Below are 24,792 nucleotides of genomic sequence, written 5' to 3'. Positions count from 1 at the left end.
CAGCATGTTCGACTCCGTACGCGACGATCTGCGCACCACCCTCGACGAGATCCGCGCCGCCGGGCTGCACAAGCCCGAGCGGGTGATCGGCACCCCGCAGTCCGCGACGGTGGCCGTCACCTCCGGCGGCCGCGCCGGCGAGGTCCTCAACTTCTGCGCCAACAACTACCTGGGCCTCGCCGACCACCCCGAGGTCATCGCCGCCGCCCACGACGCGCTGGACCGCTGGGGCTACGGGCTCGCCTCGGTCCGCTTCATCTGCGGCACCCAGGAGGTCCACAAGGAGCTGGAGCAGCGCCTTTCGGCCTTCCTCGGCCAGGAGGACACGATCCTCTACTCCTCCTGCTTCGACGCCAACGGCGGCGTCTTCGAGACGCTCCTCGGCGCCGAGGACGCGGTCATCTCCGACGCCCTCAACCACGCCTCGATCATCGACGGCATCCGGCTCTCCAAGGCCCAGCGCTTCCGTTACGCCAACCGCGACATGGCCGACCTGGAGAAGCAGCTCAAGGAGGCGTCCGGCGCCCGCCGCCGCCTGATCGTCACCGACGGCGTGTTCTCCATGGACGGGTACGTGGCCCCGCTCCAGGAGATCTGCGACCTCGCCGACCGCTACGACGCCATGGTCATGGTCGACGACTCGCACGCCGTCGGCTTCGTCGGCCCCGGCGGCCGGGGCACACCCGAGCTGCACGGCGTCATGGACCGGGTCGACATCATCACCGGCACCCTCGGCAAGGCGCTCGGCGGTGCCTCCGGCGGTTACGTCGCGGCCCGCGCCGAGATCGTCGCCCTGCTGCGCCAGCGCTCGCGCCCCTACCTCTTCTCCAACTCCCTCGCCCCGGTCATCGCCGCCGCCTCCCTCAAGGTCATCGACCTGCTGGAGTCCGCCGGAGACCTGCGCGAGCAGCTGGCCGCCAACACCGCCCTCTTCCGTTCCCGGATGACCGAGGAGGGCTTCGACATCCTGCCCGGCGACCACGCCATCGCCCCCGTCATGATCGGGGACGCGGGCGAGGCGGGCCGGATGGCGGAGCTGCTGCTGGAGCGCGGTGTGTACGTGATCGGGTTCTCCTACCCCGTCGTCCCGCAGGGCGCCGCGCGCATCCGCGTCCAGCTCTCCGCCGCCCACTCCACCGCCGATGTGAACCGTGCCGTGGACGCGTTCGTCGACGCCCGGGCGGCCCTGGAGGCCTGACCGCTCACCGGGTCGGGGTATCCGCCACGACCTGGGACAATGGGCACATGATCGATGCGCGGCGGCTGCGAATCCTCCGTGCGGTGGCCGACCACCGCACCGTGACCGCGGCCGCCGCCGCGTTGTACCTGACGCCCTCCGCCGTCTCCCAGCAGCTCGCCGCCCTGGAGCAGGAGACCGGCCACCGCCTCGTCGAACGCGGCGCGCGCGGCGCCCGGCTCACCGCCGCCGGGGAGATCCTGCTCAGCCACGCCAACGTGGTCCTGGCCCAGCTGGAGCGGGCCGAGGCGGAGCTGGCGGACTACAGCGCGGGCGTGGCCGGTACGGTCACGGTCGCCGCGTTCGCCACCGGGATCGGCCTGGTCCTCGCCCCCGCCCTCACCGAGCTGGCCCGCACCGCGCCCGGCATCCGGGTCAAGGTCCAGGACGCGGAGGGCGACGCGAGCGTCCCGATGGTGCTGGACCGGCAGGTCGATGTGGCGGTGGCCGTGGAGTACCGGGGCGCCCCCGCCGAGGACGACCGGCGCCTGACCCGCGTCCCGCTCTACTCGGAGCCGTTCGACGCGGTGCTCCCGGTGGCCCACCGCCTCGCGGACCAGGACCACGTGGCGGTGGCCGACCTGGCCAAGGACCCGTGGATCGGGCCGTACCGGGGGAACCCCTGCCATGACGTCGTGGTCCTGGCCTGCGAGTTCGCCGGGTTCGAACCCCGCCTGGAGCACGCGTCGGACGACTTCCGGGCGGTGGTGGCGCTGGCCGGGGCGGACGCGGGGGTGGCGTTGGTGCCGAGGTCGGCCCTGCGCGGGATGGAGCTGACCGGGGTGGTCGTCCGCCCGGTGGAGGGCAGCGCCCCCACCCGCCGCGTCTTCGCGGCCGTACGCCAGGGGGCCGAGGGCCATCCGCTGATCCGGCCGGTGCTGGACGCGATGGAGGCGGTGGCGGTACGGGAGGCGGGGCTGGCACGGGCGTGAGCGCCGCTCCCGATGGCGACCACCTGCCGGCACACCAGCGCCACAGCCCGAGCCGTTTCCCCAGGTGCGCGGTGTCGACGCGCGCCTCGCTGAGCCCGGGCGGTGCGGGCGCGGCGGCGTGCGCCGGCGACCACGACCAGGTCGAAGAACAGCTCGTTCCCGCCGGCGTGCCGCTCGGCCACCACGGGCGGGGCGCCGGGACCCCTGGGCTGCTCCATGGGCCCATGGTCACCGGCGGCGGCTCGGGGCAGCGCGCCGGCTGTGGGCCGAATGGCGACCGCACACCTCGTGCGCGCCCCCCGGCTCAGGCCGGCTGGAGCAGGTCCCAGCGGTTGCCGTACAGGTCCTCGAAGACCGCGACCGAGCCGTACGTCTCGTGCCGGGGCTCCTCCAGGAAGCGCACCCCCGCCGCGCTCATCCGGGCGTGGTCACCGGCGAAGTCCTCGGTGTGCAGGAAGAAGCCGACCCTTCCGCCGGTCTGCGCCCCCACGCACGCCTCCTGCGCCCCGTCCTTCGCACGGGCCAGCAGCAGCCCCGTACCGGCCGCCGCCCCGCGCGGGCGCACCACCACCCAGCGGGAGCCGTCGCCCCGGTCGGTGTCCTCCACCAGCTCGAAGCCGAGTGCGTCGCGATAGAAGGCCAGGGCCTCGTCGTAGTCGCGGACGACCAGGGTGACCAGGGCGATGCGGGACATGGGCCGCTCCAGAGGATCGAGACGTCGTCATACGTGACGCTGACGTGGTTATACGTAACACTAACGCTTCCGGCCCCCGCCCCGCACAATGCCCCGCATGGACATCCTGGACGCCACGACCACCGGCGGCCTCGCCGCCGCCACGGACCGGGCCCGCCGCCTCGCCGGGACCGGACAGCGGCGCGTCCTCGGGATCGCGGGACCGCCCGGGGCCGGGAAGTCCACCCTGGCCCAGCGGCTGGCCGAGGCCCTGGAGGGACGCGCCGTCCTGGTCCCCATGGACGGCTTCCACCTGGCCGGCGCCGAGCTGGGCCGCCTCGGCCGCGCCGACCGCAAGGGCGCCCCCGACACCTTCGACGCGGCCGGGTACGCCGCCCTCCTGCGCCGCCTGCGCGACCCCGATCCTGACCACCCGGTGTACGCCCCCGCCTTCGACCGGGCCTTGGAGGAGCCGGTCGCCGGAGCCCTGGCCGTACCGCCGGAGGTACCGCTCGTCATCACCGAGGGCAACTACCTGCTCCTGGACGAGGGGCCGTGGGCGGCGGTGCGTGGGCTGCTGGACGAGGTCTGGTTCCTGGACCTCGATCCGGAGGTCCGGGTGCGCCGGCTCGTCGAGCGTCATGTGCGGTACGGGAAGCCTCCGGCGTACGCGCGGGCGTGGGTGGAGCGCTCCGACGAGGCGAACGCCCGGCTGGTGGAGCGCGGCCGGGACCGGGCCGACGCGGTGGTGCGGCTGCCGTCGTGACCGGGCGGGTGCAGGGGTGACCGGGCGGGTCGCGTACGCCCCGCCCGCCGTCCGTGAGCTCGTTCGCGTACGCCCCGCCCGCCGTCCGGGAACTCGTTCGCGTACGCCCCACCCGCCTCCCGGGAACTCGTTCGCGTACGCCCCACGAGGCGGGCAGGATGCAGAGAGCCCTGCCCTGCCCTGCCCAGCCCCGCACCCCGCCCCGTTGTGCCGTTCCGCCGCCAGGAGGTCCTGATGTCCAGCCCCACCCCGCCCGCGCCGCATCCCGTGCCGTTCACCACCGAGGTCTACCGGGCTCGGATGGCGAAGGCGGCCGAGTCCGCCGCCGAGGCCGGGCTGGCCGGGGTGGTCGTCGCGCCCGGCCCCGACCTCGTCCACCTGACCGGCTATCAGCCCGTCTCCACCGAACGCCTCACCCTCCTCGTCCTGCGGGCCGGTGCGGAACCGGTCCTGGTGGTCCCGACCCTGGAGGCGCCCGACGCGGCCGAGGCCGCCGGAGCCCCCGCCCTCGCCCTGCGGGACTGGACCGACGGCACGGACCCGTACACCGTGGCCGCCCCCCTGCTCGGCCCCCGGGGCCGTTTCGGCGTCAGCGACAACGCCTGGGCGATGCACCTCCTCGGCCTCCAACGGGCGCTGCCCGACACCGCCTACACCTCTCTGACCGAGGCGCTCCCGATGCTCCGGGCGGTGAAGGACACGGCCGAGCTGGAGCGCCTGGCGGCAGCGGGGGCGGCGGCGGACGCCACGTACGAGGAGATCCTGAAGGTGCGGTTCTCCGGCCGCCGGGAGACCGACGTGGCCGCCGACCTCGCCGCGCTGCTGCGGCACTTCGGCCACTCCCAGGTCGACTTCACCGTCGTCGGCTCGGGCCCCAACGGTGCCAACCCGCACCACGAGGCGGGGACACGCACCATCGAACGCGGCGACATGGTCGTCCTGGACTTCGGCGGCCTGAAGCACGGTTACGGCTCCGACACCTCCCGTACGGTCCACGTCGGCGAGCCCACCGCCGAGGAGCAGCGGGTCCACGACATCGTCCGCGAGGCCCAGCAGGCGGGCTGCGCCGCCGTCCGCCCGGGCGTCGCCTGCCAGGAGATCGACCGCGCCGCCCGCGCGGTGATCACCGAGTCCGGCTACGGCGAGCGGTTCATCCACCGCACCGGCCACGGCATCGGCGTCACCACCCACGAACCCCCGTACATGATCGAGGGCGAGGAGCAGCCGCTCGTCCCCGGCATGTGCTTCTCCGTGGAACCGGGCATCTACCTCCCCGGCCGCTTCGGGGTCCGGATCGAGGACATCGTGACCGTCACCGAGGACGGCGGCCGCCGCCTCAACGCCACCGCACGCGAGCTGGCGATCGTGGAGTAGCCGGCAGCGCCGGGGAGTTCAGTCGTCCGCCAGCACCACGCACGACTCCGGCGGCAGACGCAGCACCCCGTCCGGCCCGGGTGCCCGGACCGGCTCCCAGGCCGCCAGCACCCGTCCGCCGGACCGGCGGTGGCGGCCGAGGCCGAGCGGGATCACCGCCGGCTCGTCCGCCAGGTTGACCGCGATCCGCAGATCGCCCCTGCGGTAGGCGAACCAGCGGGCGTCCTCGTCGAACGCGACCTTCACCGAGGCCAGGTCAGGGTCGTGGAGGTCGGGCAACGCCCGCCGCAGCGCGATCAGTTCGCGGTACCAGGCCAGCAGCGGTGCGTGCGGTTCGCGCCCCGGCTCGTCCCAGTCGAGACAGGAGCGGTCGCGGGTGGCCGGGTCCTGCGGGTCGGGGATCTCCTCCTCCGCCCAGCCGTGCGCGCCGAACTCCCGCCGCCTGCCGTTGCGTACGGCCTCCGCCAGCTCCGGATCGGTGTGGTCGGTGAAGAACTGCCACGGGGTGCGGGCCCCCCACTCCTCGCCCATGAAGAGCATCGGCGTGAACGGTCCGGTCAGGACGAGGGCGGCGGCGCACGCCTGGAGGCCGGGGGAGAGGGAGGCGGCGAGCCGGTCGCCGATGGCCCGGTTGCCGATCTGGTCGTGCGTCTGCGCGTAGCCGACGAAGCGGTGGGCGGGGGAGTGGGTCACGTCGACCGGGCGGCCATGGGTGCGGCCCCGGAAGGTGGAGTAGGTCCCGTTGTGGAAGAACGCGGAGGTCACCGTCTTGGCCAGGGCGGCGAGCGGGAAGCGGGCGAAGTCCGCGTAGTAGCCCTGGGACTCTCCGGTGAGCGCGGTGTGCAGGGCGTGGTGGAAGTCGTCATTCCACTGGGCGTGCAGCCCGAGGCCGCCGGCCGGGCGCGGAGTGGTGGTGCGCGGGTCGCAGAGGTCGGACTCGGCGATCAGCCCCAGCGGCCTGCCCACCTCCACCGCGAGCGCGTCGACCGCCGTGGACAGCTCCTCCAGGAAGGTGAGCGCCCGGGTGTCGGCGAGCGCGTGCACCGCGTCGAGCCGCAGCCCGTCGAGCCGGTAGTCCCGCAGCCAGGCCAGCGCGCTGCCCAGCAGGAACGCCCGCACCTCGTCCGAGCCCGGGGCGTCCAGGTTGACCGCCGCGCCCCACGGGGTGTGGTGGGTGTCGGTGAAGTACGGGCCGAAGGCGGGCAGGTAGTTGCCGGACGGGCCCAAGTGATTGTGGACCACGTCCAGGACCACCCCGAGCCCCAGCCCGTGCGCCGTGTCGACAAAGCGCTTCAGCCCCTCGGGGCCGCCGTACGGCTCGTGCACCGCCCAGAGCGAGACACCCTCGTACCCCCACCCGTTGGTGCCGGGGAACGGGCAGACCGGCATCAGCGACACATGGGTGACCCCCAGTTCCGCCAGATGGCCCAGCCGTGCCGCCGCCGCGTCGAACGTACCCTCCGGGGTGTACGTCCCCACGTGCAGCTCGTACAGGACCGCGCGGGTCAGCCGCCGCCCCGCCCAGACCTCGCGCCAGGCGTACGCCCCCTGGTCGACGACCGCGCTCAGGCCGTCGGGCCCGTCCGGCTGACGCCGCGAGCGGGGGTCCGGCAGCAGCGGTCCGTCGTCCACCCGGAACCCGTAACGCTCCCCGTCCCCCGCCTCCGCCTCGGCGCCCCACCACCCCTCCCGCAGCGGGTCGCGCTCCATCGGGTACCGGACGGCCGCCGCCTCCAGCACGACCGTGTCCGCATCGGGGGCCCACACCTCGAACCGCATCCACCACTCCTCGTCCGTAACGGATCGCCAGGTCGCCCCGTCGTCCGGAGGCGGTCCCCAGGACCCGCGACCGCGCACCCCTGGAACCGGCCCGTCACCGGCCATTAAGGTCTGGTCCTGATCATTGCCCGGCCCGGCTCCCGCTCATACAGGCTCCGTTCATCCGTACGGCTCATGGAGGCCGAGATGCCCGTACCGCAGTTCCCGCCCGGCTTCCTCTGGGGAGCCTCCGCCTCCGCCTTCCAGACCGAGGGGGCGGTGGACGCCGACGGCAAGGGCCCCTCGGGCTGGGACGCCTTCGCGGCCCGGCCCGGCCGGATCAAGGACGGCACCGACACCACCCGGGGCACCGGCTTCCACGCCCGCTACCGCGAGGACGTCGCCCTGCTCTGCGGGCTCGGCGCCGACGCCTTCCGGTTCTCCGTCAGCTGGCCCCGCGTGGTGCCGGGCGGCAGCGGGGCCGTCAACGCCGACGGCCTCGACTTCTACGACCGGCTCGTCGACGAGCTCTGCGCCCACGGCATCACCCCCGCCCCCACCCTCTACCACTGGGACACCCCGCTCCCGCTGGAGGAGGCGGGCGGCTGGCTCGACCGGGACACCGCGTACCGCTTCGCCGAGTACGCCGGGATCGTCGCCGAGCGGCTCGCGGACCGGGTCCCGATGTGGATCACCGTCAACGAACCCGCCGAGGTCACGATGCTCGGCTACGCGCTGGGCGAGCACGCCCCCGGCCGCACCCTTCTCTTCGACGCCCTGCCCGCAGCCCACCACCAGCTCCTCGCCCACGGCCTCGCGGTCCGCGCCCTGCGCGCGGCGGGCGCCGACAACATCGGCATCGCCCTCTCCCACGCCCCGGTGTGGACCGCCGGGGACTCCGACGAGGACCGCTTCGGCGCCGAGCTGTACGACACCCTCACCAACTGGCTCTTCGCCGACCCCGTCCTCACCGGCCACTACCCGGACGAGTCGGTCGCCGCCCTGATGCCGGGTCCGGTCGCCGACGACCTCAAGGTGATCTCCACCCCGCTCGACTGGTACGGCGTCAACTACTACAACCCGACCCTCGTCGGCGCCCCCACGCCGGAGGCCCTGGAGACCTTCTCCGGCTTCACGATGCCCGACGGACTCCCCTTCGGGATACGCGAGATCGAGGGGTACGAGAAGACCGGCTTCGGCTGGCCCGTGGTCCCCGAGGGGTTCACCGAGATCCTCACCCTGCTGCACCGCCGCTACGGCGACCGCCTCCCGCCGCTCCACATCACCGAGAACGGCTGCGCCCTGGCCGAACCGCACGCCGACGACCGCCGGATCGCCTATCTGGAGAGCCACCTCACCGCCCTGCGCGCGGCGATGGACGCCGGGGTCGACGTACGCGGCTACTTCACCTGGTCGCTCACCGACAACGTGGAGTGGACGGAGGGGGCCTCGCAGCGGTTCGGCCTGGTCCATATCGACTACGAGACCCTCACCCGTACGCCGAAGGCCTCCTACGCCTGGTACCGCGACCTGATCCACGCCCAGAAGAACCGGACCCGCAACCGTACGGCCGAAGGGACTTACGCGGCTCCTCCCGAATGACCGACGCCCCCGCCCCGGCCCGGTCGCCCCACGGCCGTCCCGGGCCGCACCATCCGGGACGTGCGGGTCCCACCGAGCCCCGCCGCAGGTCAGCGCGGGCGGGAAGCGGGATCGTTCTGGACACCTCGGGCCCCTCGGCCCGACAATCGTCGACGTGACGTCCTCCTTCGAGTTCCCCACGCCTCCCGCACGGCTGTCGGACGCCCAGCGCGACCGTGTCCTCGGCGTGCTCAGAGAGGGCGCCGCACAGGGCAAGCTGTCGCACGACACGTTCATGCGGCGCATGGAGCTCGCCCTCGTCGCCCGCCGCCCCGAGGAACTGGCAACCCTCACCTCGGACCTGGACAGCGGGGGCCGCTTCTCCCAGGGACTGGTCCGGGCCGTCGGCGGGATATCCGCCTTCCCGGGACGGCTGCGCCGCGCCTGGCAGACCGAACGGCTCCCGAAGCTGCTGCTCCCCGCGCCGAGCCCCTATCCGCTGCTCATCGGCCGCGACCCGGGCAACGGGCTGCGCCTCAACCACGAGACGGTCTCCCGGCTGCACGCCGAACTCACCGTGCACCACGGCCGCTGGGTCCTGCGCGACCTCGGCTCCACCAACGGCACCTGCGTCAACGGCCAGCGGCTCGTCGGCTCGATCCCGGTGCGGGACGGGGACCAGGTCAGCTTCGGGAGGATGAGCTTCCGCCTGACCGCCCCCGCGCCGCGCCCGCCGGCCTGATCCCGCTCTCCGCCCCCGCGCCGCGCCCGTTGGCCTGATCCCGCTCTCCGCCCCCGCGCCGCGCCCGCCGGCCTGATCCCGCTCCCGCCGCCCACCCCCGCTCTCCCGGCGCCCCCCTCACCCGAACGGGTGTACGTCGACTGCGGGGAGCCCCCGGCGGTGGTCCGCTGAGAGCCAGGTGCGTCGACAGGCGACGCCATGACCGCAGGGGGCGACGAGGGATGCCGGCCGACCGCTCCGAGGCCCTGCCCGCGGCCCGACATCCGCTCCGGCTCGCGGGCGGACAACCGGGCCTGCTGGAGCCGGGCGCCGCGACCGATCCGTACCGCCTGCGCCTCTACCGCGTCCTGCGCACCGACTTCCCGCTCGGATACGACCCGGGCCTCGGCGCCTGGCTGCTCAGCCGGTACGCCGATGTGGCCCTGGCCCTCACCGATCCCCGCTTCACCGGCTATCCGCACGACGGGGCATCGCGCGGTCCGCTGCCCGCCCCGCTCGGGCTCTGCCGGGGCAGTCTCGTCTGTACCCCGCTGCCGGGCACCGCGGGGGCACAGTTCCCGGGGAGCGCGCCCGCCACCCCCACGACCCCCGCCGCCGTGGAGCGCACCGCCTACGTCCTGGCCCACCGGCTGGCCGGGCGTGCCCGGGCCGACCTGGTCGGCGAGTTCTGCCGATGGCTCCCGGCCGGCGCCGACGTGGTGGCGGCCGGGCTCTCCTGCCCGGACCTGGACACCCCGCCCCGCCCCGGCCGGGGAGCCGGTGACTGCGCCCGGCACACCGGGCTCCGCGAGCGGGCCCTCGCCTCGTTCCTGGCGAACATGCTGGACGACCCCGACCTGCTGGCCGCCGTGGCGGGCGGGGACGGGTCCGGGACGCTGCCCGGCCGGGCCTGGGCGGAGACCCTGCGCCGCGACCCGCCCGTCCAGATCGTGCTGCGCCGCACCCGCACCGAGGTCCGGGTCAGCGGCGGCACGCTGCCCGGCGGGGCGCCCGTCGCCTGTCTCATCGGCGCGGCGGGCCGCGACCCGGCCCGGTTCACCGCCCCCGACCGGTTCGACCCGCTGCGCGCCGACGCCGACCCGTTGCTTCCCGGGCCGGCCGGCTGCCCCGCCGCCCTGCTCGGCCGGCTGGAGGCCGAACACGGGCTGCGCGCCCTGCTGACGGCGATGCCCCGCATCCGCTGGGCCGACGGCTTCCGCCCGACGTCCAGCGGGGTGCTCACGCGAGGGCCGCGCACCCTGCTCGTACGCCCGTCCTGAGCCCGGCCGGCAAGGGCACCGCCCCCCTCACCCCCGCACCCTCCGCAACAGCGCCACCGGCCGCTCCGCGAACAGCTCGTCCGCCGCCACCGCACCCCCCGCGAACTCCCGCCCCGGCACGGGCGCCAGCACGTCCTGCCACCGGCCCGCGTCCGGCAGCTCCAGCACCGTGTCCCGCCAGCCGCCGCCCTCCGCGAGCCGCAGCGACAGCCGGGTCACCGCCACCGCCACCTCGCCCGACCGGCTGAACGCCACCACATGCCCGGCCGCCGCGCCCCGCGCCCTCAGCGGCACGTACGACCCCGGCTCCCCGAACACCTCCGGCAGCTCCCGCCGCAGACCCAGCGCCGCCGCCGTCAGGGCCTGCTTCTCGTCCGGTCCCTCCGGGCGCCGGAAGGGGCTGCGGTTGTCCGGGTCGACCAGGGCCAGGTACTCGCTCTCCGTCCCCTGGTACAGGTCCGGCACCCCCGGCATGGTCAGCTGCACCAGCGCCGCCCCCAGCACATTGGCCCGCACATGGGGGGCCAGCGACTCGGCGAACGCGGCCGCCCGCCTGCGGGCCGCACCGGAGCCGCCGCCCGGGCCGGCCGCGACGAAGTCCGTCACCGCCCTCTCGTACGCCGCGTCCGGCTCCGTCCAGCTCGTGCGGAGCCCCGCCTCGCGTACCGCCTTGAGCAGGGCGGGCTCCAGCCGGGCGCCCAGCTCCTCGGCGGGCAGCGGGGCGCAGCCGTAACCCGACTGCCAGGCCTGCCAGGCCAGCTGCGGGTCCGGCGCCGCGACGGCTGTGGCGTCCGTCAGCTCGGCCACCAGGGCCGCCCACCGCTCCGGGCACTCCGACAGGACCGCGATCCGGGCCCGTACGTCGGCGCTGCGCTTGGTGTCGTGGGTGGTCAGGACCGTTCCGGTGGCCGGCCAGTCCCGGGCGATCCGGGTGGCGAAGGCGTGGAACTCCTCGGGTGTCACAGCCGGCTGCCCCGGGTCCCCGCCCACCTCGGTCGCGGAGATCAGCGGCACGTACCGGTAGAACGCGGTGTCCTCCACCGACTTGGCGTGCAACGCGGACGCGGTCTGGGCGAACCGGGCGCAGAAGGACGCGTGTTCCTCCCCGTCCCCCAGCCGCCCGAGTGCCAGATCCCGTACGGTGTCGACGGCGGCGGCCTCCTCCGGCACGGAGAACACCGCCTTCGCGTCCCGTACGGCATCGTCCGGGAGGCTCTCCTCCGCGATCCGGGTCGGCGGCCCGCCCGCCGTGACGTACGGCCGGTAGACCGGAACCCGCACCAGCAGCTCGCGGATCGCCGTGCGCAGGGCCCAGGGCGCGTGGTCGCGCAGGGCGGGGTCCCCGGCGCAGACGGAGACCGCCTGCCGGGTCAGCCAGGCCGTCTCGGCGGCCAGTTCGTGGGTCGCCACCCGGTAGGCGGCCCGGCGCGCGGTCGCCTTCCAGTAGCCGCCCCGGTCCCCGGGCGGGCCCGCGAACTCCCGGTAGCGGCCGAGCAGCTCCGCCGCCCCGGACGGGTCCGTGAACAGCCCGTCGATCCGGTGCAGGGCGTCGTACCCGGTCGTCCCCGCGACCGCCCAGTCGGCCGGGAGGTGCTCGTCGCCGGTGAGGATCTTCTCGACCACCGTCCACCGGCCGCCGGTGGCCTCGTGCAGCTGCCGCAGATACGCCGCCGGGTCCGCGAGGCCGTCCGGGTGGTCGATGCGCAGCCCGTCCAGGACCCCGTCGCGCAGCAGTTCGAGGACCTTGCCATGGGTGGCGTCGAAGACCTCGGGGTGCTCGACGCGGACCCCGATCAGCTCGGAGATGGTGAAGAACCGGCGGTAGTTCAGCTCGGTACGGGCCAGCCGCCACCAGGCGAGCCGGTAGTGCTGGGCGTCCAGCAACTCGGTCAGCGGAAGGTCCGCCGTGCCCGCCCGCAGCGGGAACTCCTGTTCACCGTAGCGCAGCACCTCCCCGTCGACGTCGACGGAGAACGCGTCCAGTTCACCGCCGAGCGGTCCCGCCAGGACCGGCAGCAGCACCTGGTCGCCGCCCGCCGCCCAGTCGATGTCGAACCAGCGGGCGTAGGGGCAGGCGCGGCCCTCGCGCAGCACCTCCCAGAGCTGCCGGTTGTGCCGGGGCACGGCGGCCATGTGGTTGGGCACGATGTCCAGGACCAGCCCGAGCCCGTGCTCCCGGGCCGTGGCGGCGAGACTCCGCAGCCCCTCCTCACCGCCCAGCTCCTCCCGTACGCGGCTGTGGTCGACCACGTCGTAACCGTGCCGGGAGCCGGGGACCGCCTCCAGGACGGGCGAGAGATGCAGATGGGAGACGCCGAGCGCGGCCAGGTAGGGCACCGCCTTCTCGGCCGCCGGGAAGGGGAAGTCGGGCTGGAGCTGAAGCCGGTACGTGGCGGTGGGCGTCATGGCCTTCTACGTACCCAGCCCGGGGCGATCTGTGTCACCCCGGGCCGGCCACTCACTCCTGCCGCCCCTTTCAGCCGGGACGCTTCAGCACGGTGAGGCTGCGTCCGAGCAGCGTCACCCGTTCGCCCTCGGCCACCTTCGGACCCGCGCCCGGCGGCACCCCCTCCGGACGGGCGGTCTCCACGACGACCTGCCACTGCTCCCCGTGGTTCACCGGAACGGCGAACTCCAGCGTCTCGGCGCTCGCGTTGAACATCAGCAGGAACGAGTCGTCGGTGATCCGCTCCCCGCGCGGCCCCGGCTCGGAGATCGCCTGGCCGTTGAGGAACACGGTCATCGCCCTGGCATGGGCCGCCTGCCAGTCCGTCTGGGTCATTTCCTCACCCTCGGGCGTGAACCAGGCGATGTCGGAGAGCTCGTCGTGGGTGCCCTCCACCGGCCGCCCGTGGAAGAAGCGGCGGCGCCGGAAGACCGGGTGGTCGCGGCGGAGCCACACCATGGCCCGGGTGAACTCCAGCAGGTTGCGCCGGAACTCGTCGTCCGGGGCGTCCGGGTCGGGCCAGTGGATCCAGGACAGCTCGTTGTCCTGGCAGTAGGCGTTGTTGTTGCCCTGCTGCGTCCGGGCGAACTCGTCCCCGTGGCTCAGCATCGGCACGCCCTGCGAGAGCATCAGCGTGGCGATGAAGTTCCGCATCTGCCGGCCCCGCAGCTCCAGGACCTCCGGATCGTCCGTCTCCCCTTCCACGCCGCAGTTCCAGGACCGGTTGTGGCTCTCACCGTCCCGGTTGCCCTCGCCGTTGGCGTCGTTGCGCTTGTCGTTGTACGACACCATGTCGTGCAGCGTGAAGCCGTCGTGGCAGGTGGTGAAGTTGATCGAGGCGAGCGGGCGGCGCCCGTCGTCCTGGTAGAGGTCCGAGGAGCCCGTGAGCCGCCCGGCGAACTCCGCGAGGGTGCGTGGCTCGCCCCGCCACAGGTCGCGGACCGTGTCGCGGTACTTGCCGTTCCACTCGGTCCACAGCGGCGGGAAGTTGCCCACCTGGTAGCCGCCCTCGCCCACGTCCCACGGCTCGGCGATCAGCTTCACCTGGCTGACCACCGGGTCCTGCTGCACGAGGTCGAAGAAGGAGGAGAGCCGGTCCACCTCGTGGAACTGGCGGGCGAGGGTCGCCGCCAGGTCGAAGCGGAAGCCGTCCACATGCATCTCGGTCACCCAGTACCGCAGCGAGTCCATGATCATCTGGAGCACGTGCGGGGACCGCATGAGCAGCGAGTTCCCGGTGCCCGTGGTGTCCATGTAGTACCGCTGGTCGTCGGTCAGGCGGTAGTAGGAGGCGTTGTCGAGCCCGCGGAAGGAGAGCGTGGGCCCGAGGTGGTTGCCCTCGGCGGTGTGGTTGTAGACGACATCGAGGATGACCTCGATCCCCGCCTGGTGCAGGGCCTTCACCGCCTGCTTGAACTCCAGCACCTGCTCGCCCCGGTCGCCCCAGGAAGCATAGGTGTTGTGCGGGGCGAAGAAGCCGATGGTGTTGTAGCCCCAGTAGTTGGCGAGCCCCATGTCCGCCAGGCGGTGGTCCTGGATGAACTGGTGGACGGGCATCAGCTCGATCGCGGTGACGCCCAGTTCGGTCAGATGGGCGATGACCTCCGGGTGCGCGAGCCCGGCGTACGTACCGCGCAGCTCGGGCGGGAGCCCCGGATGGAGCATCGTGAGGCCCTTCACATGGGCCTCGTAGATCACCGTGCGGTGGTAGTCCGTACGAGGGCGGCGATCGTCGCCCCAGTCGAAGTACGGGTTGACCACCACCGAGCTCATGGTGTGCGGCGCGGAGTCGAGGTCGTTGCGGGCGTCGGGCTTCCCGAACGGGTAGCCGTACACCGCCTCGCCCCACTCGATCTGCCCGGCGACCGCCCGGGCGTACGGGTCGAGCAGCAGCTTCGCGGAGTTGCACCGCTGCCCGTTCTGGGGTTCGTAGGGCCCGTGCGCCCTGAAGCCGTACCGCTGGCCCGGCATCACGCCGGGCAGATAGGCATGGCGCACGAAGGCGTCGGATTCGCGGAGCTCCACCGCCGTTTCTGAACCGTCGTCGTGCAACAGGCACAACTCGATCCGGTGGGCGGCCTCGGAGAAGACCGCGAAGTTGGTTCCGGCGCCGTCATAGGTGGCGCCGAGGGGATAAGCGTGTCCCGGCCAGACCTGCATAGATGAGACTCTTCCACTTCTGATCCGGGTGCGGTGGCTTTCCTCGGCCCGTTACTCCTCGAATACTCCCCGAAAGTGGGGCGCGCACCTAGTACGTCGCGCGGTGCGGCCGGGTCCCGTCGCCCGGCTCCGGCCACACCGGTCAACTTCGGACACCGGGGTGCCGCCCCGGACGCGATTACGGACACGCCCGGCCGGCGGGCGTCCGGATCGCGGCCTTCGCCAGGGTCCCCAATCCCTATGAATCAGCTCACTCCACCCGATCTTGCCGCAGGGAACAGGCCTCGCCGATACGGGAGTTGAGAAACCGGACCGACCATCGGGCTGCACCGGATCGCGCTCCCGGAGTACCCTTCCTTGATCGTTGGGTGGGGGAGTGGAAGGCGGTACGCGGGTGAGCTCGGGAGGGTTCGAGCTACCCCCAGGTGACGCAGGTCACGAGGGGGAATCGACCGATGCGCCGCCCGGGGCGGTGTCCCTCGCGCAGCCCATGGAGATCGGCGCGGAGCTGGACTGGGGTGCCGAGGCCTGGAGCGAGGTGCGCACCCGCGCCCAGCGGGCCGGGCGCGCCTATATCTGGCTGAATCTGGTCGAACAGAGGTTGCGCGCCGTCGTCGCCGCGGTCCTCCGGCCGATCTACGAGCCGGTGCACGGCGAGGACTGGGTGGTGGCCGCGGCCGGACCGGCCGGGCAGGAGTGGGTGCAGCGCGCCGTCGCCGTACGCGAGGTCTCGCGCCGCAAGGGCTATCTGCTGGACCCGGCCGACGACAACGTCCTGAGCTTCCTCACACTGCCGCAGCTGCGCGAGCTGATGGTCCAGCACTGGCCGTGCTTCGAGCCGTACTTCGACGACCGGCGGGACGTCGAGCTGGCTCTGGACGAGCTGGAGGTGGCCCGCAACGTCGTCTCCCGCAACCGCGCGCTGAACGAGGCGGTGCTCGCCCAGGCGGAGCGGGCCTCGGCGCGCCTCCTGGACATCCTGGGCAGCGGGGCGGGGGTGCCCTCCGCCGACCGGCTGCCGGTGGACGCGGTGGAGGAGCTGGTCGGCGACCGGTACGCGGACGTGGTCTCCGTCCACCCCGACCGGGTCAGGCTCCAGCGCCAGCTGCCCGCCGAGGACCTGTTCGGCGGGGCGCGGCGGCTGGACGCCATCGGCACAGGCCTCAACCTGCTCGTCCAGAACTTCTCCGGCCGCCGGCTCGTCCGGCTCGCCGAGTCGGGGTGCCGGGTCCGGCTCCTGTTCATCAACCCGGCCAGCAGCGCGGTGAAGCGCCGGGAGCGGGAACTGGGCCTCAAGAAGGGCGAGCTGAGCCGCTCGGTGGAGATGAACATCCTCCACATGCGCCGGGTCCGCTCCAAGCTCCGCGACCCGGGCGCCTTCGAGATCCAGGTCTTCGACGAGACCCCGCGCTTCACCGCGTACCTGGTGGACGGCGACGGACCGGACGCGGTGGGCGTCGTCCAGCCCTATCTGCGCCGGGCCCGGGGCATGGAGGCGCCGGTACTGGTGCTGCGCGGCGGCGGCCGTCGCACGGTGGTGCGGGCGGGGCAGGACAGCGAACACGGCCTCTTCGAGATCTACCGCGAGGAGTTCGAATCGGTCTGGACGGACTCCAGGCCGGTCTCCTGACGCTCCGCCTGCGTTGTCAGTGGTGCGTGCGAAGGTGGTCATCACTTGGGGGAGAGCACCACAGACGGAGGTACGGGATGAGCTGGATCAGCGGGTCGTTGATGGCGTTCGATCTGGAGACGACCGGGACGGATGTCGAGTCCGACCGCATCGTGGCCGCGGCGGTCGTCCGGCTGGAGACGGACGGATCCGTGTCCCAGGAGCGGACCTGGCTGCTGAATCCCGGTGTGGCCATACCTGAGCAGGCATCGGCGATCCACGGCATCTCGACGGAACGCGCCCGCGAGCACGGGGTCCCGGCCGCCGCCGCGATCGAGGAGATCACCCGCGCGGTCGCCGACGGGCTGCGCTCGGGGATACCTCTGGTGGTGATGAACGCGCGCTACGACCTGTCCCTGCTCGACCGTGAATGCCGGCGCCACGGCGTCGATTCGGTCAGCGAGCGGCTGGGCGAAGCGCCTTCGCCCGTCATCGATCCGCTGGTCATCGACAAGCACGTCGACAAGTACCGGAAGGGGAAGCGGGCCCTGCACGCGCTCTGCGCCTACTACGGGGTATCGCTCGACGACGCGCACGACGCGCGGGCGGACGCCGTGGCCGCCGCGCGCGTGGTGCGACGCATGGGGGAGAAGTATCAGCCGGTCGGAGTGATGCCCCTGGCGGACCTGCACGGCCTCCAGGTGCACGCGGCAGCCGAGCAGTCGCTGTCCCTGCAGACGTATCTGCGGCGCAACGCGGATCCGACGGCGGTCGTTGAGCAGGCCTGGCCGCTCATCCCCCGGATGCGTTGACCATTCCGGTCAGCGCACTCCGGGAGAGAGCCCGTGTGCCGGAGAAGACGGTCGGCGTCGTCGACGGCCTTGACCGCCTTGGCCATCTGGTCGGTCCAGCTCTGCTGCGGAAGGGTCACCGGGCACCGGAACGTCACCCCGAACCGTTCAGAAGGGGTACCAGCGGACCTCGGGATCGTCCGCGCGCAGGGACGCCACCCGGCGGCGGAACTCGGTGAGCGCCTTCGGGTTGGCCGGGGCGTGCTGGGCGACCCAGGCGCAGCTGGCCGTCTCGCGGGCGCCGCGCAGGACCGTGCAGCCGGCCCACTCCCGTACGTCCCAGCCGTACGCGGTGGTGAAGGCGTCGTAGGCCGCGGGGTCGAGCCCGTAGCGGTCCCGGGACAGGACGAGGACGACCAGGTCGTGTTCCCGCAGGTCCGTGGAGAAGGTCTCCAGGTCGACCAGGACCGGGCCCTCGGGGCCGATGTGGACGTTGCGGGGGAGCGCGTCGCCGTGGATCGGGCCCGGTGGCAGGTGGGGGGCCAGGGCGGCGGCCGCGGCGGCGAATCCGTCGCGGCGGGCGCGGAGGTAGTCGGCGTCGGCCGGGTCGATCATGTCGCCCGCCAGGGTCAGCCAGCGCTCCACCCCGCCGAGCAGTTCGCGGCGCGGGAGCGTGAAGTCCGCCGGGGCCGGGAGCGCGTGCACCCGGGAGAGCAGGGGCGCCAGGTCGCGCGGTTCGGCGGGGCGTACGGGGGCGGGCAGGCGGTGCCACACCGTCACCGGGTGGCCCTCGACCAGGCGCATCCGGTGCTCGGCGGCCCGGACCGCCGGGACGTCCGACGCGGCGAGCCAGTCGGCGACCGCCACCTCCCGTTCGGCCCGGGCCGCCAGCTCCGGGTGGCCGGTGGCGTCCCGGCCGACCTTCACCACCAGACCGTCGGCCGCGAAGACCGCGTTCTCGCCCAGCGCGAGCAGCTCCGCCGCGCCGGGGAAACCGGCGGCCGTCAGCACCTCACGCGCACGCATCTCGTCCATGGGTGCGATTTTCGCATCCGTGCAGGCCACCTTGACGAACCGACGGCCCGTCAGCACGATGGCGAGGGCCACCCGAGCGGCCAGAACGGGATGAACCTCTCCTAGGCGGTGAAGGGGACTATTCGTGACATGGGTGACCGTGAAGAAGCGGTCCGGTCCGGGCGGTGCGGACAACGGGCCGGGCCGTGCGGGCAACGGGCCGGGCGGTGGGGCCCGCGCGGCGGCCCGCGACCGGGCGGCCTGGTTCCTCGTTCTGCCCGCCCTCCTCCCCATCCTGATCCTCAGCGTCGGCCCGCTCCTCTACGGCATCTCGCTCGCCTTCACCGATGCCCAGTCCGGCCGTACCCGATCCACCCAGTGGATCGGCACCCTCAACTTCCAGGACCTCCTGCACGACACCCTCTTCTGGGACTCGTTCCGGATCGGCCTGCTGTGGGCGGCCGGTGTCACCGTCCCGCAGTTCCTCCTCGCGCTGGGTCTCGCGCTGCTGCTCAACCAGAAGCTGCGGCTGCGCTGGCTGGCGCGGGCGCTGGCGATCATCCCGTGGGCGATGCCCGAGGTCGTCGTCGGCATCATGTGGCGCCTGGTCTACAACCCCGACGCGGGCATCCTCAACGAGACCATCCGTGACCTCGGCCTCGGCGACGGCCGGGACTGGCTCACCGGTCTGGCCACCGCGCTGCCCGCCGTGATCCTCGTCGGCATCTGGGCGGGCATGCCCCAGACCACCGTCGCCCTGCTCGCCGGACTCCAGAACACCCCGCACGAACTCCACGAGGCGGCGGCCCTGGACGGGGCGGGCGCCTGGCGCCGGTTCCGTACGGTCACCTGGCCCGCGGTCAAACCCATCGCCCTCGCCATCAGTGCGCTCAACCTGATCTGGAACTTCAACTCCTTCGCCCTGGTCTATGTCCTGACCAGCGGCGGGCCCGGCGGCCGCACCCGGCTGCCGATGCTCTTCGCGTACGAAGAGGCCTTCCGTTACGGACAGTTCGGCTACGCCGCCGCGATGGGCTGTGTGATGGTCGCGGTGATCTCCGTGCTCCTCGCCTGCTACCTCGTCGGCCGGATCAGGGGAGGCGAGGAGCGATGAGCATCCTCAGGAGAGGCGGGACGCGATGAGTCTCCCCACCAGCAGGGCCGCGCGCACCGGTCAGTACCTCGCGCTCCTGGCGTACCTGGTCTTCCTGGCCTTTCCGTTCCTGTGGCTGCTCTCCACCGCCTTCAAGCCCGCCCGCGAACTGGGCTCGCTGCACCCCACCTGGCTCCCCGAGCAGCCCACCCTGGACAACTTCCGCCAGGCCTTCGACGAGCAGCCGCTGCTCCAGGCGGCGGCCAACTCGCTGATCGCCGCCGTCTCCACCGCCCTGATCGCCGTCGTCATCGCCACGCCGATGGCCTATGTGATGGCCCGCCACCGCGGCCGGCTCGCCACCGCCGCGACCGGATGGGTCGTGGTCAGCCAGGCGTTCCCGTTCGTGCTGGTGATCATTCCGCTCTTCCTGGTCCTGAAGAACCTGCATCTGATCAACGCCTTGTGGGGGCTGATCCTGGTGTACGTCGTCTGGTCGCTGCCCTTCGCGCTGTGGATGCTCGCCGGCTACGTCCGGGCCGTGCCGGCCGAGCTGGAGGAGGCCGCCGCCGTCGACGGCGCGGGCCGGGTGCGGACCCTCGTCTCGGTCGTCGCCCCGCTGCTCGCCCCCGGGATCGTCGCCACCGCCCTCTTCGCGTTCATCACCGCCTGGAACGAGTTCTTCTTCGCGCTCGTCCTGCTCAAGACCCCGGAGCAGCAGACCTTGCCGGTCGTCCTCACCCATTTCCTCGGCGCGGAGGGCGTGGCCGCCCTCGGGCCGCTGGCCGCTGCCGCGTTCCTCGCCACGCTGCCCTCGCTCGCCCTCTTCGCCTTCATCCAGCGGCGGATCACGGGCGGTATGACGGCCGGGGCGGTGAGGGGCTGATGCGCGCCCTGGCCCGGCGGGCCGCAGCCGCCGCCACCGTCCTCGCCCTCCTGCTCACCGGCTGCTCCGGCGGCGGCGAGGACGGGAGGGGCGCCGACGGCACCATCCGGCTCAGGTTCCAGTCGCTGGCCTGGCAGAAGGAGTCCGTCGACGCCAACAGGCAGCTGGTGAGGGAGTGGAACGCCGCCCACCCCGGCGTACAGGTGGACTACGTCCAGGGCAGCTGGGACAACGTCCACGACCAGCTGCTCACCTCCTTCGAGGGCGGCGAGGCGCCCGACATCATCCACGACGCCTCCGACGACCTCGCCGACTTCGCGTACGGCGGCTACCTCGCCGACCTGAGCACCCTCCTCCCGGACCGGCTGAAGGACGACATCCCCGAGCAGTCCTGGCGCACCACCACCTTCGACGGCGGGATCTACGGAGTCCCCTTCCTCCAGGAGCCCCGGGTCCTCCTGGCCAACACCAAGATCCTGAAGGCGTCCGGTGTGCGCATCCCGACGCCGGAGCGCCCCTGGAGCTGGGCGGAGTTCCGGCGGGTCACCAAGGAGCTGACGGGCAAGGACCGTTACGGCATCGCCTGGCCGCTCAAGGAACCCGTCTCCGTCACCCTCAACCTGGGCCTCTCCGGCGGCGGGCAGCTCTTCCACCGGGGCCCGGACGGCAAGGCGCAGCTGCGCTTCGAGGAGGGCGACCGGGTGGTGGCCGGCACCATCCGCGACCAGGTCAACGCCGACCGCAGCGCGGCCCGTACGGCGCTGGGCATGGGCGGCTCGGACGCCCTGCCCGGCTTCTTCGGCGGCCGGTACGCCATGCTCCCGCTCGGCTTCGCCTACCGCCAGCAGGTCGTCGAGCAGGCCCCCGAAGGGTTCGAATGGACGGTCCTGCCCGCTCCGGCCGGCGCCGGAGGGCCGGCCCAGGGGGTGAGCCCGCAGACCCTCTCCGTCGCCGAGGAGAGCCCGCACAAGAAGGAGGCCGTCGCCTTCATCGACTTCCTGCTCCGGCCACCGAACATGGTGCGCCTGGCCCGGGGCGACTGGATGCTGCCCACCGGCACCACCGCCCTCGCCCACCCCTCCCTGCACACCGCCGAGAACGGCTGGGCCACCGGGACCGCGCTCGCCTGGTACCTGCGTCCGGCGCCCGCCCAGACCGTGCGCGGCTACCCCGAGTGGAAGGACAAGGTCGCCACCCCCGCTCTCCAGGAGTACTACAGCGGCGCGATCGGCACCGATGAGCTGCGTGAACGGCTGGTCGAGGACGGCAACCGGGTCCTCGCCCGCTACCAGCGCTGAAGAGGACATCGGAAATTGCTAGACGAGACGTTCCGTCTCGTCTATGGTCCGACTCATGACCGAATCACCGCGTGCCCACATCGCCATGTTCTCCATCGCCGCCCACGGACATGTGAACCCGAGCCTCGACGTCATCCGGGAGCTCGTCAGCCGTGGACACCGCGTCAGCTACGCCATCCCCGCCTCGTTCGCCGACCAGGTCGCCGCCACCGGCGCCGAGCCGGTGATCTACACCTCGACCCTGCCGACGGACGACGACCCCGAGGCCTGGGGCACCGAACTGATCGACAACCTCGAACCGTTCCTGGCCGACGCCGTCCAGGCACTCCCGCAGCTCGTCGCCGCCTTCGAGGGTGATGAGCCCGGCCTGGTCCTGCACGACATCACCTCCTATCCCGCCCGCGTCCTCGCCCACCGCTGGGGCGTCCCCGCCGTCTCCCTCTGGCCCAACCTGGTCCCCTGGGAGGGGTATGAGGAAGAGGTCGGCGAGCCGATGACCGCCGAGCTGAAGCAGACCGAGCGCGGCAAGGCGTACTACGCCCGCTTCGATGGCTGGCTCGCCGACAACGGCCTCGGCCATGTCTCCAGCGACGACTTCGTGGCCCGCCCGCGCCGCGGTCTCGTCCTGATCCCCGAGGCGCTCCAGCCCAACGCCGACCGGGTGAATCGCGAGATGTACACCTTCGTCGGCGCCTGCCAGGGCGAGCGCGCCGGCCAGGGGGAGTGGGAACGGCCGGAGGACGCCGAGAAGGTGCTCCTGGTCTCGCTGGGCTCCTCGTTCACCAAGCGGCCCGCCTTCTACCGGGAGTGCGTCGCCGCCTTCGGGGGGCTGCCCGGCTGGCACGTGGTGCTCCAGATCGGCGCGCATGTCGAGACGGCCGAGCTCGGTGACGTACCGGCGAACGTGGAAGTGCACCCGTGGGTGCCGCAGTTGGCGGTGCTGAAGCAGGCCGACGCGTTCATCACCCATGCCGGTGCGGGCGGCAGCCAGGAGGGGCTCGCCACCGGGACGCCGATGGTGGCCGTACCGCAGGCCGTGGACCAGTTCGGCAACGCCGACATGCTCCAGGCGCTCGGCGTGGCCCGGCACGTGCCCATGGAGGAGGCCGACGCGGCGACGCTGCGCGAGGCCGTGCTCGCCCTGGTCGGCGACCCGGAGGTGGCGCAGCGGTCGGCCCGGCTGCGCGAGCGGATGGCGAAGGAGGGCGGCACGCCCCGGGCGGCCGATCTGATCGAGGCCGAACTGACGCTGTCGAGGCCGAACTGACGCTGATCGAGGCCGAACTGATTCTGACCGAGGCCGAACTGACGCTGACCGAGGCCGAACTGACGCTGACCGAGGCCGAACCGCCGCTCCGAGCTGAGCCGATCGGAGCCGAACTGCCCCTCTGAGCGGATCGGCCGGACTGATATCCGGACGTTGTCCGCCCCGCCCCGCGCCGCCGTACAAGGGGGTGGCGCGGGGCGGGGCGTTCGTCTGTGTGATCCCGGTGGTCGTTGCATCTGCACGCATCCCCGTGTGACTCCACACCTCCACCAGGGGACTTCACGCCTCTCGCGCACTTCTTCACGCACGTTCACGTCTCTCCACGCATACCCGTGTGCGCCGGGCGGTGCCGGTGCCGGGCGCACGTGAGGGCGGTGTGCGGTGGAGCGCCGGCTCCGGCAACGGCCGTGAGCTGCTGGTTCTTTGTGTTCGAACCCCATTCGCGGCCTGCCGATCCGCCGTTGTTTCCGGCGTGTTGACGCTCGCCGCCCGTTGTGGCCCGCCGTGGCCGATTTCTTGTTACGAAACCTTGTTGAGTAAGTCACAGCTGCAAGGGGGTCTTGATCTGTGCTCGTCAATCGGTCAGGGTTTCGAGCCAACCCCCGGAGATCTTCCGGCCGGAGGTCAATCCCCCCACAGAGACTGACGAGGAGACCCCTCTTCATGGCCAAGCACCAGCGCACCGCCCGTCGGACCAACCGGACCAAGCTGACCGCCGCGATCACCGCCGTGGCAGCCGCGGCCGGAGTCACCTTCTTCGGAACCTCGTTCGCCGGAGCCTCGCCGGCCCCCCTGGGTACGGTCTACGGCACGGACGCCGCGACCGCCGTCTCCGGCAGCTACATCGTCATGCTGGGCGAGAAGGCGGACAAGTCGAAGCTCGCCGAGGAGTACGGCGGCAAGCTCCAGCGCAACTACTCCTCCGCCATCAACGGCTTCTCCGCCAGCGGCCTTTCGGAGACCGAGGCGAAGCGCCTCGCCGCCGACCCGTCCGTCGCCAAGGTGGTGCAGAACAAGAAGTTCAGCATCAACGCCACCCAGGAGAACCCCCCGTCGTGGGGTCTGGACCGCGTGGACCAGGCCGGGACCGCGGGCGACAAGGCGTACAACTACCCCGACGCCGGCGGTGAGGGCGTCACCGCGTACGTCATCGACACCGGTGTCCGCGTCACCCACGGGGACTTCGAGGGTCGCGCCACCTCGGGCTTCGACGCGGTGGACAACGACGACGACGCCGACGACGGCAACGGGCACGGCACCCACGTGGCGGGCACCATCGCCGGGGCCGCGCACGGGGTCGCCAAGAAGGCCAAGATCGTCGGTGTCCGGGTCCTGGACGACAACGGCTCGGGCACCACCGAGCAGGTCATCGCCGGCATCGACTGGGTCACCGCCAACGCCTCCGGGCCGTCCGTCGCCAACATGAGCCTCGGTGGCGGCGCCGACCCGGCCCTCGACGGGGCCGTCCAGAAGGCCATCGCCGCCGGCATCACCTTCGGCGTGGCCGCGGGCAACGAGTCCAGCGACGCCGGCCAGGGCTCGCCCTCCCGCGTCCCCGAGGCGATCACCGTCGCCTCGTCCACGGAGGCCGACGAGCAGTCGGACTTCTCCAACTTCGGCTCTGTCGTGGACATCTACGCGCCGGGCTCGGACATCACGTCGACCTGGAACGACAGCGACACCGGAACCAACACCATCTCGGGTACCTCCATGGCGACCCCGCACGTCGTCGGCGCGGCCGCCGTCTACCTGGCGGGCCACCAGGACGCCACCCCGGAGCAGGTCGCCGCGGCACTCGCCGGGGGAGCCACCCCGGACGCCATCTCCAACGCGACCGAGGGCACGGCGAACAAGCTCCTCAAGATCGTCGAGTAGCACCGCTGCCGGACGGCGGCGCCCCACCGCC

The 24,792-nt window shown here is 72.7% G+C and carries 18 protein-coding genes and 1 pseudogene; 14 read left to right on the top strand and 5 right to left on the bottom strand.

The features are described from left to right. Positions 1 to 4 precede the first annotated feature (4 nt). Entirely contained in the window at positions 5 to 1,198 is a 1,194-nt protein-coding gene (locus ACIQAK_RS21635) for a glycine C-acetyltransferase (protein WP_366389970.1), read from the top strand. Positions 1,199 to 1,245: 47 nt separating this feature from the next. Continuing rightward, the gene (locus tag ACIQAK_RS21630; protein WP_366389971.1) at positions 1,246 to 2,169 is read left to right on the top strand and encodes a LysR family transcriptional regulator; all 924 of its coding nucleotides are present in this window, start codon (positions 1,246 to 1,248) and stop codon (positions 2,167 to 2,169) included. A gap of 304 nt (positions 2,170 to 2,473) precedes the next feature. Here the strand turns inward: ACIQAK_RS21630 and ACIQAK_RS21625 are convergent, their stop codons facing one another. Beyond that, entirely contained in the window at positions 2,474 to 2,863 is a 390-nt protein-coding gene (locus tag ACIQAK_RS21625; RefSeq protein WP_366389972.1) for a VOC family protein, read from the bottom strand. 97 nt (positions 2,864 to 2,960) lie between these two features. Here ACIQAK_RS21625 and ACIQAK_RS21620 point away from each other — a divergent pair, with 97 nt between their 5' ends. Both ACIQAK_RS21620 and ACIQAK_RS21615 read left to right on the top strand, forming a co-directional pair. Beyond that, entirely contained in the window at positions 2,961 to 3,608 is a 648-nt protein-coding gene (locus ACIQAK_RS21620) for a nucleoside/nucleotide kinase family protein (RefSeq protein ID WP_401848680.1), read from the top strand. A gap of 234 nt (positions 3,609 to 3,842) precedes the next feature. Next, positions 3,843 to 4,982, top strand: a complete 1,140-nt coding sequence (locus ACIQAK_RS21615; RefSeq protein ID WP_366389974.1) for an aminopeptidase P family protein — start codon at positions 3,843 to 3,845, stop codon at positions 4,980 to 4,982. A gap of 18 nt (positions 4,983 to 5,000) precedes the next feature. Here ACIQAK_RS21615 and treZ read toward each other — a convergent pair whose 3' ends face one another. After that, positions 5,001 to 6,761: a malto-oligosyltrehalose trehalohydrolase gene (treZ, locus tag ACIQAK_RS21610; protein ID WP_366389975.1), complete on the bottom strand. Its 1,761-nt coding sequence runs from the start codon at positions 6,759 to 6,761 to the stop codon at positions 5,001 to 5,003. A 186-nt stretch (positions 6,762 to 6,947) separates the two neighbouring features. On the opposite strand from treZ, the gene ACIQAK_RS21605 reads away from it, so the two are divergent. The 3 genes from ACIQAK_RS21605 to ACIQAK_RS21595 all read left to right on the top strand — a co-directional run bounded on the left by ACIQAK_RS21605 (position 6,948) and on the right by ACIQAK_RS21595 (position 10,322). After that, positions 6,948 to 8,342: a GH1 family beta-glucosidase gene (locus ACIQAK_RS21605; protein ID WP_366389976.1), complete on the top strand. Its 1,395-nt coding sequence runs from the start codon at positions 6,948 to 6,950 to the stop codon at positions 8,340 to 8,342. A 154-nt stretch (positions 8,343 to 8,496) separates the two neighbouring features. Then, positions 8,497 to 9,063, top strand: a complete 567-nt coding sequence (locus tag ACIQAK_RS21600; protein WP_366389977.1) for a DUF1707 and FHA domain-containing protein — start codon at positions 8,497 to 8,499, stop codon at positions 9,061 to 9,063. Between the two features lie 221 nt (positions 9,064 to 9,284). Continuing rightward, positions 9,285 to 10,322 carry a cytochrome P450 gene (locus ACIQAK_RS21595; RefSeq protein WP_366389978.1) on the top strand — a complete coding sequence of 346 codons (1,038 nt, stop codon included), beginning with the start codon at positions 9,285 to 9,287 and terminating at the stop codon, positions 10,320 to 10,322. A 27-nt stretch (positions 10,323 to 10,349) separates the two neighbouring features. Here the strand turns inward: ACIQAK_RS21595 and treY are convergent, their stop codons facing one another. Together treY and glgX are read right to left on the bottom strand one after the other, a co-directional pair. Continuing rightward, the gene (treY, locus tag ACIQAK_RS21590; RefSeq protein WP_366389979.1) at positions 10,350 to 12,728 is read right to left on the bottom strand and encodes a malto-oligosyltrehalose synthase; all 2,379 of its coding nucleotides are present in this window, start codon (positions 12,726 to 12,728) and stop codon (positions 10,350 to 10,352) included. A gap of 70 nt (positions 12,729 to 12,798) precedes the next feature. After that, complete coding sequence (gene glgX / locus ACIQAK_RS21585; RefSeq protein ID WP_366389980.1) at positions 12,799 to 14,928, bottom strand: glycogen debranching protein GlgX; 2,130 nt, start codon at positions 14,926 to 14,928, stop codon at positions 12,799 to 12,801. A 394-nt stretch (positions 14,929 to 15,322) separates the two neighbouring features. On the opposite strand from glgX, the gene ACIQAK_RS21580 reads away from it, so the two are divergent. After that, positions 15,323 to 16,558: an SAV2148 family HEPN domain-containing protein gene (locus ACIQAK_RS21580; protein ID WP_366389981.1), complete on the top strand. Its 1,236-nt coding sequence runs from the start codon at positions 15,323 to 15,325 to the stop codon at positions 16,556 to 16,558. 77 nt (positions 16,559 to 16,635) lie between these two features. Continuing rightward, positions 16,636 to 17,349: a 3'-5' exonuclease gene (locus tag ACIQAK_RS21575; protein ID WP_366389982.1), complete on the top strand. Its 714-nt coding sequence runs from the start codon at positions 16,636 to 16,638 to the stop codon at positions 17,347 to 17,349. Between the two features lie 147 nt (positions 17,350 to 17,496). On the opposite strand, the gene ACIQAK_RS21570 is transcribed toward ACIQAK_RS21575, so the two are convergent. After that, positions 17,497 to 18,363, bottom strand: coding sequence for an aminoglycoside phosphotransferase family protein (locus ACIQAK_RS21570; RefSeq protein WP_366389983.1), 867 nt, complete (start codon positions 18,361 to 18,363; stop codon positions 17,497 to 17,499). A gap of 133 nt (positions 18,364 to 18,496) precedes the next feature. Here ACIQAK_RS21570 and ACIQAK_RS21565 point away from each other — a divergent pair, with 133 nt between their 5' ends. The 5 genes and pseudogenes from ACIQAK_RS21565 to ACIQAK_RS21545 all read left to right on the top strand — a co-directional run bounded on the left by ACIQAK_RS21565 (position 18,497) and on the right by ACIQAK_RS21545 (position 24,761). Continuing rightward, positions 18,497 to 19,456: a carbohydrate ABC transporter permease gene (locus tag ACIQAK_RS21565; protein WP_401848720.1), complete on the top strand. Its 960-nt coding sequence runs from the start codon at positions 18,497 to 18,499 to the stop codon at positions 19,454 to 19,456. A gap of 25 nt (positions 19,457 to 19,481) precedes the next feature. Beyond that, entirely contained in the window at positions 19,482 to 20,321 is an 840-nt protein-coding gene (locus ACIQAK_RS21560) for a carbohydrate ABC transporter permease (RefSeq protein ID WP_366389985.1), read from the top strand. Then, positions 20,321 to 21,619, top strand: a complete 1,299-nt coding sequence (locus tag ACIQAK_RS21555) for an extracellular solute-binding protein (protein WP_366389986.1) — start codon at positions 20,321 to 20,323, stop codon at positions 21,617 to 21,619. Before ACIQAK_RS21560 ends, ACIQAK_RS21555 begins: the two co-directional genes overlap by 1 nt. A 15-nt stretch (positions 21,620 to 21,634) precedes the next feature. Further along, positions 21,635 to 22,886, top strand: a pseudogene (mgt, locus tag ACIQAK_RS21550) (macrolide-inactivating glycosyltransferase). Between the two features lie 663 nt (positions 22,887 to 23,549). Then, the gene (locus ACIQAK_RS21545; RefSeq protein WP_366389988.1) at positions 23,550 to 24,761 is read left to right on the top strand and encodes a S8 family peptidase; all 1,212 of its coding nucleotides are present in this window, start codon (positions 23,550 to 23,552) and stop codon (positions 24,759 to 24,761) included. The last annotated feature ends 31 nt before the right edge of the window (positions 24,762 to 24,792 follow it).

Source organism: Streptomyces sp. NPDC088706 (genome assembly GCF_044752765.1).
GTDB lineage: Bacteria > Actinomycetota > Actinomycetes > Streptomycetales > Streptomycetaceae > Streptomyces.
This window is presented reverse-complemented; position numbering and strand designations above follow the sequence as displayed.

Coding starts and splice junctions, on each gene's coding strand:
- ACIQAK_RS21635 (WP_366389970.1), top strand. CDS start 5: ATGTTCGACTCCGTACGCGACGATCTGCGCACCACCCTCGACGAGATC.
- ACIQAK_RS21630 (WP_366389971.1), top strand. CDS start 1,246: ATGATCGATGCGCGGCGGCTGCGAATCCTCCGTGCGGTGGCCGACCAC.
- ACIQAK_RS21625 (WP_366389972.1), bottom strand. CDS start 2,863: ATGTCCCGCATCGCCCTGGTCACCCTGGTCGTCCGCGACTACGACGAG.
- ACIQAK_RS21620 (WP_401848680.1), top strand. CDS start 2,961: ATGGACATCCTGGACGCCACGACCACCGGCGGCCTCGCCGCCGCCACG.
- ACIQAK_RS21615 (WP_366389974.1), top strand. CDS start 3,843: ATGTCCAGCCCCACCCCGCCCGCGCCGCATCCCGTGCCGTTCACCACC.
- treZ (WP_366389975.1), bottom strand. CDS start 6,761: ATGCGGTTCGAGGTGTGGGCCCCCGATGCGGACACGGTCGTGCTGGAG.
- ACIQAK_RS21605 (WP_366389976.1), top strand. CDS start 6,948: ATGCCCGTACCGCAGTTCCCGCCCGGCTTCCTCTGGGGAGCCTCCGCC.
- ACIQAK_RS21595 (WP_366389978.1), top strand. CDS start 9,285: ATGCCGGCCGACCGCTCCGAGGCCCTGCCCGCGGCCCGACATCCGCTC.
- treY (WP_366389979.1), bottom strand. CDS start 12,728: ATGACGCCCACCGCCACGTACCGGCTTCAGCTCCAGCCCGACTTCCCC.
- glgX (WP_366389980.1), bottom strand. CDS start 14,928: ATGCAGGTCTGGCCGGGACACGCTTATCCCCTCGGCGCCACCTATGAC.
- ACIQAK_RS21575 (WP_366389982.1), top strand. CDS start 16,636: ATGAGCTGGATCAGCGGGTCGTTGATGGCGTTCGATCTGGAGACGACC.
- ACIQAK_RS21570 (WP_366389983.1), bottom strand. CDS start 18,363: ATGGACGAGATGCGTGCGCGTGAGGTGCTGACGGCCGCCGGTTTCCCC.
- ACIQAK_RS21560 (WP_366389985.1), top strand. CDS start 19,482: ATGAGTCTCCCCACCAGCAGGGCCGCGCGCACCGGTCAGTACCTCGCG.
- ACIQAK_RS21555 (WP_366389986.1), top strand. CDS start 20,321: ATGCGCGCCCTGGCCCGGCGGGCCGCAGCCGCCGCCACCGTCCTCGCC.
- ACIQAK_RS21545 (WP_366389988.1), top strand. CDS start 23,550: ATGGCCAAGCACCAGCGCACCGCCCGTCGGACCAACCGGACCAAGCTG.